8 protein-coding genes are annotated in these 12,354 nt (G+C 59.1%); 4 read left to right on the forward strand and 4 right to left on the reverse strand.

Annotated elements, in window-relative coordinates; translation table 11 throughout:
* Positions 1 to 110: 110 nt before the first annotated feature.
* Positions 111 to 620 (reverse strand): hypothetical protein, encoded by a 510-nt coding sequence (locus DRW39_RS12990; protein ID WP_116107483.1) that lies wholly within the window; start codon positions 618 to 620, stop codon positions 111 to 113.
* A 114-nt stretch (positions 621 to 734) separates the two neighbouring features.
* Positions 735 to 2,090: a glycoside hydrolase family 43 protein gene (locus tag DRW39_RS12995; RefSeq protein ID WP_116107643.1), complete on the reverse strand. Its 1,356-nt coding sequence runs from the start codon at positions 2,088 to 2,090 to the stop codon at positions 735 to 737.
* Between the two features lie 275 nt (positions 2,091 to 2,365).
* On the opposite strand from DRW39_RS12995, the gene DRW39_RS13000 reads away from it, so the two are divergent.
* Positions 2,366 to 3,472: an adenylate/guanylate cyclase domain-containing protein gene (locus DRW39_RS13000; protein ID WP_116107484.1), complete on the forward strand. Its 1,107-nt coding sequence runs from the start codon at positions 2,366 to 2,368 to the stop codon at positions 3,470 to 3,472.
* Between the two features lie 114 nt (positions 3,473 to 3,586).
* Entirely contained in the window at positions 3,587 to 5,062 is a 1,476-nt protein-coding gene (locus tag DRW39_RS13005; protein ID WP_116107485.1) for a vWA domain-containing protein, read from the forward strand.
* 51 nt (positions 5,063 to 5,113) lie between these two features.
* Here the strand turns inward: DRW39_RS13005 and DRW39_RS13010 are convergent, their stop codons facing one another.
* Positions 5,114 to 7,003, reverse strand: coding sequence for an amidophosphoribosyltransferase (locus DRW39_RS13010; RefSeq protein WP_116107486.1), 1,890 nt, complete (start codon positions 7,001 to 7,003; stop codon positions 5,114 to 5,116).
* Between the two features lie 320 nt (positions 7,004 to 7,323).
* Here DRW39_RS13010 and DRW39_RS13015 point away from each other — a divergent pair, with 320 nt between their 5' ends.
* Together DRW39_RS13015 and DRW39_RS13020 are read left to right on the forward strand one after the other, a co-directional pair.
* A complete protein-coding gene (locus tag DRW39_RS13015) occupies positions 7,324 to 10,842 on the forward strand; it encodes a PKD domain-containing protein (RefSeq protein ID WP_116107487.1) in 3,519 nt (1,172 codons plus the stop codon).
* Between the two features lie 114 nt (positions 10,843 to 10,956).
* Complete coding sequence (locus DRW39_RS13020; RefSeq protein WP_116107488.1) at positions 10,957 to 11,559, forward strand: CatB-related O-acetyltransferase; 603 nt, start codon at positions 10,957 to 10,959, stop codon at positions 11,557 to 11,559.
* A 554-nt stretch (positions 11,560 to 12,113) separates the two neighbouring features.
* Here DRW39_RS13020 and DRW39_RS13030 read toward each other — a convergent pair.
* Positions 12,114 to 12,284 (reverse strand): DUF1328 domain-containing protein, encoded by a 171-nt coding sequence (locus DRW39_RS13030; protein WP_116107490.1) that lies wholly within the window; start codon positions 12,282 to 12,284, stop codon positions 12,114 to 12,116.
* Positions 12,285 to 12,354: the final 70 nt, after the last annotated feature.

Raw genomic sequence — 12,354 nt, forward strand, 5'->3', positions numbered from 1 at the left:
CCGTACCAAAATACGGAGGGATGCACGGGAATAGACGAAACCCGTGAATTCTTATACCAACCGGTAACCAGCCGACACTAAAGTGCCCCTCGCTTTTGCACTTGTCTAGGCTAAAGCTTCTCCAATTTGTGCGCCATATCCAGTTCGAAACCCCTGACTGGAAGATCGGACAGCCGCCGGATCAGTTTGCGCCGCTCAAACGCGGCGTGTAGCCCCAGCGCCAGCCCGGTCACGATAGCGACCTTCAGTCCCCAACCCTGGGTGAATTGGTCGGGATGGAGTACCAGCGTAACCAAATTACCCGCCAGGTAGACTCCCAATCCCGCAGCCAAACCGGCCAGGTGGTAGCGAATCGTGAATAACGCGCAGAGCAAATAACCGCCCGCCATCGCTCCACCCGTAAGCAGCTGTTCCATCGGTTCGCCACCTTCGCGGTACAGCAGGTAGGCTGAAGAGCCTTCCAGGGCCGTCAGGGCGAGCAGCGTATAGCGTCCGTACAAGACCCTTTGCCGGTTGTCGTTGAGTTCGACGAAAAGCTTAGCTATCTCCGTTACCGTAACCGGGTCTGCTTCGCATGACATCGTGTCCGGCAGATCGGCGTCCAGGATAGGGGTGGGCATAAATTTGGATTCTTAGAGCGCTGACGTCGGTCCGCCAGGTGCCTCAGTAACGAGCGCTTACGCTCGGGGCGACATGGCACTTCGGCCTTTAACGTCCCGACGGATCCGCCCCGGTCAGCGAAACTGCCAGTAATCGAAGCGGAACAGTTCCTGGGGTGCACCGCCACGGAATACGAAGTACAGGTCGTGAACGCCCCTTATCTGCGCCACTTCCGTGGTCAGGGAGCGCCAGTCATCCCAGTGGCCGAGGTAGGGTACCCGCAGCACCCCGACGGAATCCACGTCTACCGCGTCCAGCCGGATCTCCAACGAACCGCCGAGGTAGCGGCTCGAAATCGAGGCCTGTAATGCAGTGGGGCCCTCCGGCCCGAAGTCCACGTTGCGCACTTTCAGGTAATCTCCGTCGTGGATGCTACCGACGTACATACCTACGGAATCACCATCCGCAACCGCAAGTCCTTCCGACCAGGCTATCGTTTCCGCCTCGGTGCGCCGGTAAGGGTCCTGGCTAGCTACCGCTTCGGTCACGCCCCGTCGGGTCTTTGGAATGGGCGGAATAGAGCCATCGGGCCGGTAGCTGAAGGGTTCAATGCATACCGAGCGCTTGAAGTCGCCGCCTCCGGGTAATTCACCGGTGTGGTAAAACAGGTAGGATTGGCCCTGGAATTCAATAACCGCCGGATGATTCGATCCGCTGCTGCCGGTGCGGTCCATGAGCTTACCACCGTACCGCCACGGTCCCTCGGGTCCGGTGGCCATGGCGTAGTGCAGCGACTCGTTGGGATCAGAGGCATAGATGAGGTAAAAACGATCCCCGTGCCGGTACACCCAGGGCGCCTCCTCGAAGTCGGGGCCGAAAACTTGCGGATCGAAAATGTCCAGGGCGGTGATCTCACCAGCCAAGGACACCATATCGTTGTTGAGCCGGGCCCGGTAGCACGCATTATTGCCCCAGTAGAGATAGGCCTGCCCCTCCTCGACGAATACCGTCGGATCGAGATCATCCCAGGAATGCTTGCCAAAGGTGGTCATGTCATTAGTGACCAGTGCCTCGCCCTGGGCATCCCGGAAGGGTCCGTAGGGACTATCGGCCACGGCTACCCCCACGCTGACGCCGGGGTGGTCTTTATTGAGGGTAGAGACGTAGAAATACCATTTCCCGTCACGCTCGATGCACTGGGCCGCACTGGCATCGCCGGCCGACCAGGCAAAAGCGCTGGTCTTAAGCGGAGCGGGATGGGCCGTCCAGTTCACCATGTCCACGCTGGTGAACAGCCGGTACTCCCGCATCAGGAATTTATTATCCGGCGCATTTGGTTCGTCGTGGCCCACGTAAAGAAACACGGTATCCCGATATACCACCGGAGCGGGATCCGCCGTGTACAGTACCTGGATAGCGGGGTTCTGCGCCGCTACGGCGGATGTAGCGATTAGCCATGCACCGAGTGTCGCCAATACATATCTTCTCATATCCACTCTTTTCACAACCGGTGTGGTGTAGAACCGCCATTGCGGCAAAATAGGAACACCGGATTAAAGGGAACGCCCCCTACCTGTGGCGAATCGCCGGGTGGATTTGTCCGCATAAAAGGCAGGCACCTGACCAACGCTAATCCGTTGCCTGCCGTCTTTGACTGTGACGACACTATGCACAATTCGCTATACCGGTGCCTGCGGAAGCCAGCATGCGTGGCTACCGTGGGTGCTGGTTTCGCAAGGTAAGTTTCGGCCGCTACCTTTATTGAATGCTTTCGGTCACCCAACGGCGGCGCTTCCTCCGTATCCTTCCCTTCGGTGGGATATGGCTGGCCTGTTCGGTGATCTTCCTATTGATCGAATGGATTACCGCGGGCGGCCGCTTTCCGGAAACGGATACCGCTATTGTGCCCGATGCCCGGATACTTGTATTTGCTTTAGCGGCCATGACCGTACTCGGCTTACTAGTCGGCTACGTGGAGCTGTACTTCCTCAACCGCCGCTTTAGTCGCTTGCCATTCCTGCGCAAGGCGTTGTACAAATTGATTGTTTACCTGCTGTTCATTCACGTGGTGGTGCTCATCACTTTTCCCGTAGCGGCGGCGATGGAGCAGAACACGAGCGTATGGGACCCCGCCGTTTGGTCCAAACTCGGCCGCTATCAGGTCAGCTTTACGCACTTAAGTACCGCGCTTCAGCTTTCCGTCGCGATCGGTTTGTCGATCGTTTACGCACAGGTCAGCGAACTGATCGGTCACACCACTCTACTCAGCTATCTGGCGGGTACTTACCACCGACCCATCCAGGAGGAAAGGATTTTTCTTTTCCTCGACATGCGTTCGTCCACGACCATCACGGAACGGCTCGGGCACGCCCGCTATTTCGACCTGCTGCGTGACTACTACGCCGACCTGTCCGCCGCCATCGACCGCTACGGCGGCGAGATTTACCAGTACGTAGGCGACGAGGTGATCGTAAGCTGGTCACGGCCCGACGGACTGCGTAACAACCATTGCCTGCGTTGCTTTTTCGACATGCAGCGCGCCCTGCGACAGCGGGCCGACCGGTACGAAGCGAAGTTCGGACTGGCCCCGGAATTCAAGGCCGGCCTGCACTACGGTCCCGTGACCGCCGGCGAAGTGGGCGTGATAAAGAAGCACATCACCTACACCGGTGACATACTCAACGCCACCGCGCGCATCCAGTTGCTCTGCAATACCTACCAGGTCGATCTACTCGTCTCCTTTGTCCTGCTCGAAAAACTTCCCCTCGGCGAACAGTACAGCCTGCGGCACGTCGGCACTCCCCCCTTGCGTGGCCGGTCGGAACCCCTGCGCCTCTATACCGTATCGGAAGAATTGCCGGTCTCCGGATGAGGGAAGTAGCCCGGCTTCAAAAAAAAGCGCAATACCTGCGCTCCGCCGCCAAAAAAAAGAGGCCACCCAACGAAAGTGGAAATTTATGCGTCTGGCGGGGTACAACCCGAAATCATGCGCTTCCTTCCCCTGCTCTTTTTAGGTCTGCTTACCGCCTGTTCCCAGGACTTTTCCGATAGTGGAGCCTATTCGCCCCAAGCCAATTACGCTGGTAACGATGCATCGGGCGAGTCCGTCGAGCCTTCCGGCGACCAATACGGTGAACTGGTGGAAAACGACTTCGTAGCTACCGCGGAAGAACCCGTTTCCACCTTCAGCATCGACGCCGACGGCGGCTCCTACGCTAACGTTCGCCGCTTCCTGCAGTCAGACCGTGCACTCCCGCCTCCGGGCGCGGTGCGTATAGAAGAGATGGTAAACTACTTCGACCTGGATTACCCCGCTCCGACCTCCGACATCCCGATTGCCCTGAACGGAGAGGTGGCCGACTGCCCCTGGAACCCGGACAACCGCCTGGTCCGGATCGGCATTCAGGGCCGCGATTTAGGCGACGCCCCACCCGCGAATTACGTATTCCTGGTCGATGTCTCCGGATCGATGAGCAGTCCGGATAAGATAGGCCTGCTGAAGCAGGGGCTGTACCGCTTCGTCGATCAAATGTCCGACCGGGACTTTCTCTCGATTGTCACCTACGCCGGCTGGAGCGGGGTAACGCTTCCTTCGACCGCGGGCAGCGACAAAGTCCGGATACGGAGGGCGATTGATAAGCTTAGCACGGGCGGCAGCACCAATGGAGCTGGCGGGATTCTGGCCGCCTACGAAGAGGCTTCCCGTAACTTCATCGAGGGCGGTAACAATCGCATCTTCCTGGGTACCGACGGCGACTTCAACGTCGGCATCACCGATCACGACGAACTTATTGAGCTAATTGAGAAGAAGCGGGAATCCGGCGTATTCTTCACCGCGCTGGGCGTGGGTCGTGGCAACTACAACGAGCACATGCTGGAACAGATCGCCAACCACGGCAACGGCACCTACGAGTACCTGGACAAGTCGGAAGAACTTGAAAAGGTCTTTCTGCACGAGACCGGCAAGTTCTTCACCGTCGCCCAGGACGTCAAGGTCCAGGTCGCCTTCAACCCGGATGTCGTTCAGTCCTACCGCCTCATCGGCTACGAGAACCGGCTGCTGAACCAGGAGGATTTTGAAGACGACACGAAAGACGCCGGCGAGATCGGTGCCGGCCAGAACATCACCGCCCTCTACGAGATCGTTCCCGCCCACAAGCAGGACGTGCAGAAGGCGCAGGCATTCACTATCGATTTTCGGTACAAAGCTCCCGGCGCCACGGAGAGCGTCCCCCTAAGCTTGTCGGTAACCGACGAGGGTGCCAGCTTCGCCACCGCGAGCGACCAATTCCGCTTCGTAGCCTCCGTCGCCGCTTTCGGCCAATTACTCCGCCAATCCCAATACACTCGATCGCTCACCTATACAGCGGTTCAACACTGGCTCAATAGCGCCAACCTTCCCGATCCCCACGGCTACAAAGAGGAACTAAGCGACCTGATCCGCCTCGCCGACCCATATTAACCAGCAACCAGCAACCAGCAACCAGCAACCAGCAACCACCCCCCCTACCCCCTAATAAGCCCGTTCCGTACTCCCCTCCATATAATTCACGAAGGCCTTATTAACCACCCGCGTCCCCCCCGGCGTAGGATAGTTGCCGCTGAAGTACCAGTCGCCGTTATTATCGGGGCAGGACTTCTGGAGGTCGTCGATGGTCTGGTAGATCACGTCCACCTTCGGCTTGGTGCCCTTTGGGGTCATGATTTGGGCGATCTTCTTGGAGACGTCCTCGTACTTGAACTGGTCGTAGAGTTCCTTGACGACGTTCTTTTGCTTGTTATCGGGCTTCTTCAGTTCGGCTACCGCCTTCTTGTAGACCTGCTTGAGTAATTTCTTTTTCCCTTTCGCTTCCAGGAGGGCTTCCATGGCTTTAAAGGCGACGAACTCGCCCATCTTTGACATATCGATGCCGTAGCAGTCGGGGTAGCGAATCTGGGGCGCGCTGGAGACGATGATGATCCGCTTCGGCTTCAGGCGGCTGACGATCTTGATGATCGAGTCGCGCATGGTGGTGCCCCGTACGATGCTGTCGTCCAGTAGCACCAGCGTATCGACGTTATCGCGCACGATGCCGTAGGTGACGTCGTAGACGTGGCTGACCATATCATCGCGGCTGGTGGTGTCGGCGATGAAGGTGCGCGTCTTGCCGTCCTTGACGACGATCTTTTCGTTGCGCACTTTGGTCTTGAGCACCTTGCCGAAGCCGTTCTTGCCGTCCTTCTTCCGCTTTTTCATGCGGTCCTTCCGCCAGTGGCGCAGTTCGTCTTCGAGCCCTTCGATCATGCCGTAGTAGGCGGTCTCGGCGGTATTGGGCACGTAGCTGAAGACGGTATTGTCGAAGTCGTAATTCACGGCCTTGGCGACCGGTTTGGCCAGGCGGCGGCCCAGTTCCTTGCGCTCCAGGTAGATATCGCGGTCGTTGCCGCGGCTAAAGTAGATGCGCTCGAAGGAGCAGGCGGCCCGGGGCAGCTGCTTGGTGAAGGGCTCCATGGAGGTCTTGCCGCTCTTCTTGATGATGAGCGCGTGGCCGGGTTCGACCTCCTTGATCGTACCGAAGGGCACGTCGAAGACCGTCTGCAGGGCCGGCCGTTCGGAGGCGACGGCCACGAATTCCTCGTTCTCGAAGTAGAAGGCGGGGCGGATACCGGCGGGGTCGCGCATCACGAAGGCGTCGCCGTGACCGATCATGCCGCCCATGACGTAGCCGCCGTCGAATTTCTTGCTGGCCCGCTTCAGCAGGCGCTGTACGTCGAGCTCCTCGGCGATGATGTCGTTGATCTCGATGTTGGTGTGGCCGTCAGGCTTGTGCCAAGTGTGGATGCGCTGCACCTCGTCGTCGAGGAAGTGACCGATCTTCTCCAGTACGGTGACCGTATCCGACTTCTCCTTGGGGTACTGCCCCAGCTCCACCAGTTCCTGAAAAAGCTCGTTGACGTTGGTCAGATTGAAGTTGCCGGCCACGATGAGGCAGCGGGTCTTCCAGTTGCTCTGCCGCAGGAAGGGGTGGCAGGTTTCGATGGCGTTGGTCGAGTGGGTGCCGTAGCGCAGGTGGCCCATCATGACCTCCCCGGTGTAGGGCAGATTTTCCTTGAGCCACTGGGAGTTGGCCAGTTGCTTGGGGGTCAGCTCGTCGAAGCGGCGGTAGACGCCCTGCCACAGGTCGTCGAGGTAGTTGGAGGCGTTGCTCCGCTTGCGGCTGATGAACTTCTTACCCGGCGGGTGGTCGAGCTTGATGGTGGCCATGCCGGCGCCGTCCTGTCCGCGGTTGCGCATTTTGCGCATCAGCAGCTGCAGGCACTTCAGGCCGTGCAGGGGCGTACCGTACTTCTTATTGTAATAGTCCAGTGGCTTCTTGAGCCGGATCATCGCTAGACCGCACTCGTGGTGGATGGCTTCACTCATATCGGGGCACCCGTTTTGCGGGACGGGGCAAAGGTACGATGTTTTTGCGGCGGAGCGCAGGGAAGTAAATGCCTTCCCCGAACCGTACTCCCTGCAGACAAGACGAACGCACCAAAAACGCGCCGGTTGCTTCGGATAGCGCTATATTAGGTCTGGTCCTGTTCCTGCGCTGATCGACTAACGAAGCCTTTGCGGCCCACAGCGAAACCCGTGGACTGACCCACCTCCAACCCATTTCCAATTTGCCGTCTACAGCGGGCGGTGGCCGCGTGCCTTCCGCTCTTCGACGGGTTTCGTTCGGCTTTCTAATTACAGCAAACATGACACGACACATTACACCGACCACGCCGCGGGCGTACCCCGCCTATTTGGGAACGATTCTTGTCAATCTGGCATGGGTGGCTCTCCTGTTTCCCGCGCCTGGCACCGCCCAGGATTTTATCCAGACCGCCAAACTTTACGCTGTCGATGGGGGCAGCGGCGATCGCTTTGGCAGTAACGTTGACATCAGCGGTGATCTGGCGATCGTGGGAGCGAGTAGGGCGAACCGTACGTCGACTAATCTTTTTAGCGGGCAGGCCTACCTTTTTCAACGAACGTCAGCGGACTCGGACCAGTGGCAACAAATCGCGGAACTGAACGTGGAGGACGGGGACCGCGGGCCCAAGTCCGGTAGCGGCGTCGCCATCGATGGCGACGTGGCCGCGGTGAGTTGGGTGCGCTACGATGCCAATCGCCAACCGTTTAGCGGCATCTATGTATTCTCCCGAGATGCCGGCGGACCAGGGCAGTGGGGACAAGTGGCCACCCTTTTCTCGCCAAATCTTCACGGCGACGACGTATTCGGGCAAAGCCTTGATGTGAGTGGTGACCTAATCATCGTCGGCGCGCCGGGCGATTCGATCAACGATCTGCGGGCCGGGTCGGCCTATCTGTTTTCCCGGGACGCCGGCGGACCGGACAACTGGGGACAGATCGCCAAGTTCACGACTCCGGACCCGGCGGATTACGACGGTTTCGGCGTGAGTGTAGCCATCAGCGGCGACAAAGCCATCGTCGGTGCCCTGAATAACAGCGACGAAGGGCTCCAGGCGGGTTTCGCCTGCATATTTCACCGGAATGCGGATGGGTTCGATCAATGGGGTCTGGTTACCAAACTGACCGCCCCCGATCCGGTATATCCAAACTACTTTGGACGGAGCGTCGCCATCAGCGGTGACCTGGTCATCGTTGCGGACGACCTGGACGATGAAAGCGGCACGGATGCGGGTGCCGCCTACGTTTTTGCCCGCAACCAGGGAGGAACGGACCTGTGGGGTCAGGTGGCTAAACTTATCCCCGAATCCAGGGTGAACCAAGGCGGCTTCGGCTACGACGTGAGCATCAGCGACAGCGTGGCGATCGTAGCCGCCCCATTTGACAACGCCCTGGGACCTTACACCGGATTAGCCTACGTATACCACCGAAACGCCGGTGGCCCCGACCGTTGGTCTTCGGTAGGAAAGCTGATGGCCGCTGACGCCTCGGCCGAGCAATACTTCGGTCGGAGCCTTGCCCTGAGTAATGATCAGGTAATTATCGGAGCAGCAAATGATGACGAGAACGGCGAAAATTCCGGAGCCGCGTACATTTTCGCGGGCCAGGGCGACTGCTCCCTCACCCTGAGCACCCCCGCCACGGTCTCCGAAACTTGCCCCGGCGCCAGCGACGGATCCATATCCGTACAGGCTACGGGTACGTCCGGCCCGAAGCTTTCATATCTATTGACGGGGCCGGTGGCGAAGACGAACACCACCGGCATTTTCACCGGCCTTCCCCCGGGAGACTACGTCGTCCGCGCTACCGAAACCGGCGGCAGTAATTGCGTAGCCACCTCCGCGCAGGTTACCCTAGCTACCGGCAGCGATGACACGCCCCCCTCGGCCCGGGCACGGGACATTACCGTCGAACTGGACGCTACCGGAACGGCCACCATCACCGCGGCCGATCTCGACGACGGTTCTTCCGATGCTTGCGGTATCGCCCGAATTGATATCGATCGCAATGCGTTCGGTTGTGGAGACCTGGGTGCGAACCCTGTCGTGCTCACCGTCACCGACCTTTCCGGCAAAACCGCCAGTGCTACGGCCATGGTAACCGTCGTGGCGAACCCCGACCGACAGGACATCAATGGCGACGGTGTACTCGATGCCTGCGAATGGTACGTGGAGCCTCGGTCCACCTTCTGGCTGGAAGCCGAATGCGCCACGGTCGGGCGCCGGTGGATGGAAGCCATTGACCCGGAAGCATCCAGCGAGCGCTTCGTCTACGTAGCGGATGCCCATTCGATGACCACTCCCCCTTCGGATGCGGCACCGAACCGGGTCACCTTTACCCTGCCCAATGCCGAAGCAGGCACCTACCGGCTGTTCGCGCGGGTGCTTGCCCCCGGCCCCGATAGCGATAGCTACTGGTTACGCGTCAACGATGGCGAATGGGTTAAGTGGTCCCGCGGATTCGAACGAGGCCCCAACTTCCGCTGGAACCGCCTGCCGGTTAGCCTTTCGCTCCGGGAAGGACGCAACCTGATCGACTTCGCCTACCGGGAGAGCGGAACCGGGCTGGACAAAATTTACCTGACCAAACAACCGACCATCCCCGTTGGCGTAGGTGAATTTGCCCAGAACTGTGCCCAAGCCCCGCCGAATCTACCCCCCGTTGCGGCAGTGGCCCCGGCCCCCACCTTCGGTGTAGCCCCCTTTACCCTTAGTCTGGACGCTACGCCTTCCTACGACCCGGAAGGACGGCCACTCACGTACCGGTGGGCTTTTGGCTCGCAAAATCGCAGCGGTGCTATCCTCACCGAAACCTTCGCCGCCGGCACGTACGAGCTTACCCTTATCGTCACCGATCCGGCCGGCCGTTCGGATACCGCCACGGTTTTCCTGCAGGTCACCGAACCGACGGCGGATACCGACAACGACGGCGTCCTGGACGGTACGGACAACTGCCCCGGGCAGTACAACCCCGACCAGCTCGATACGGACGGCAATGGCGTAGGGGATGGTTGCGAAGAGGATCCTTTCGCCAAGACCAGCTTCTGGCTGGAAGCCGAATGCGCCGGCGTAGGTGAGAACTGGGTGGCCGCCGGTCGTCCGGACGCTTCGGGAGACTACGTTTACGCTCCGGGCGCTACGTCGCTGACTTCGCCACCGACCGACGTGTCGGCCAATCTCCTCCGCTTCACCGTTACGGACGCCGCGCCGGGCTCCTACTACGTCTTTGCCCGCATTCTCGCCGCAGGGCCGGAAAGCGACAGCTTCTGGGTCCGCACGAACGGCGGAGAATGGTATGCATATAACCGGAATATCCGGCGCGGCTCCAGTTTCTACTGGAACCGCATGCCCGCGCGCATCACGCTGGCGGCCGGAACCAATGTCATCGACGTTGCCTACCGCGAGGGCAATACGCGGCTGGACAAAATCCACCTTAACCGGGAGTCCACTACGCCCCTGGGCTTGGGGGGCACGGATCGCAGTTGTTTGCCTGATACGAAAGCCCTACCCGTGGTGCTGCATTCAGGATCGGCTTCCGGTGCGCAGCAATCCCCGCGCGAGTTACGGGTCTTTCCCAATCCCGTAGACCAAACCTTAACGGTGCAGGTAAGCAGTACGTATACCGGCCTGATGGACGTCTCCATTTACGACGCTAACGGACGGGTAATCCATACCCAAGGATTACTAAAGCAAGACGAATTCATAACCCATCGGCTTGACCTCGCTACCCTGCCGGCGGGCATATACCGCCTATCCGTTATCGAAGGCCCGGACCGGACGGTGCGCACCTTCGTGAAGCTGTAACACGGGTCGATCGAGAGGACCGCTTCGCGGATCCAGCAATCTATTCGGGCGGCGGAGCGCAGGTAAAATGTCCGCCGCCCAACTCCTACCTTTAAAACGACCATCATTCCCAACGTGTCAGGCCCCGATAAGCACAAGAAATTCCCGCTGGAGCATTACGACCGGCTATGCTTTTTGAAGAATACCATCAAGAATCCGAATATCATCGTAGGGGATTACACCTACTACGACGACTTCGAAAAGGTGGAGAATTTCGAAAAGAACGTCAAGTATCTTTTTGACTTCACCGGCGACAAACTCATCATCGGCAAGTTCTGCATGATCGCATCGGACGTCCAATTCATCATGAACGGGGCCAATCACCTGACGAAGAGCTTGTCTACCTACCCCTTTGCTATCTTCGGCCACGGCTGGGAAGGAGCGATGGAGGGCAAGGAATATCCGCAGAAGGGCGACCTCGTGATCGGCAACGACGTATGGATCGGATACAACGCGACCATCATGGCCGGGGTGACCGTGGGCGACGGGGCCATCATTGCCACGAATTCTACCGTGATCAAGGATGTGGCGCCCTACTCCATCGTAGGCGGGAATCCGGCGCGGGAGATCAGAAAGCGGTTCGACGAAGCCACCATCTCCAGACTGCTCGAGCTGCGGTGGTGGGACTGGAGCATCGAAAAGATCACCGCCAATTTGCAGGCCCTGACGGGGGGGTGACGTTGATAGCCTTAAATAAAGGGTGGCCTCCGGGCGCTAGCCCGGTAGTAAAGTATCGCGACGATCACCATCACGATTAGCTGAGCGGCGAGTAGCCCCAACTCAAAGGGGGACAGCTCAAAGACACCCAGGTACCCAAGCCCGAACAGGAGTACCGCGGCCCCCGCCGTAACAATATGGAACCGGAAAATGCTCCGGAAGGAGTTTGATACCATCAGGATAGAAAGATAGCGAAAACTTTCGGGCAACGGCATGTTTTCGGCCGGTATATGGATAGGGGTCTTTCCGCGCACACAGACGCACCGCGCGCTGCCCTGGCAGATCGTGTCGGTCACTACGCACCAAGGTCGAAACCCGCTGGGTCGAGGGGGTGTGCGGGAAGTCTCGGCTCGTAGAGCACTCGAGCTCGCATTTTTGCTAGACCGCGGGTACGTCCACACATTCACTCCTCTACGGTGACTGAGCCCTCAGGGTAGCTCGGGTAGCATGCCACTCGTTCGTAAAATAGTTGAAGCGCTTTCAGCAGTTTTCTACCTGCGCTCCGCCGCAAAATTTTACTTCGTCGCGCCCCGGAAAAAGTGGGCGGCCAGACTGATGACCAGTAGTACCAGGAAGATGTAGAAGAGGATCTTGGCGATCTCGGCGAAGGCCAGCGCGATGCCCGCGAAGCCGAGGAATGCCATGACGAGCGTCAGGACAAGGAAGATGATGGCGTAGCGTAGCATAACGTGAAAGTTTAGGCGAAAACCGGAAGAGGACTAGCCGGTGGTTTCCGGCCTAACCCGTGCAAACAGC

The organism is Lewinella sp. IMCC34191, from assembly GCF_003390935.1.
Lineage (GTDB): Bacteria > Bacteroidota > Bacteroidia > Chitinophagales > Saprospiraceae > Neolewinella.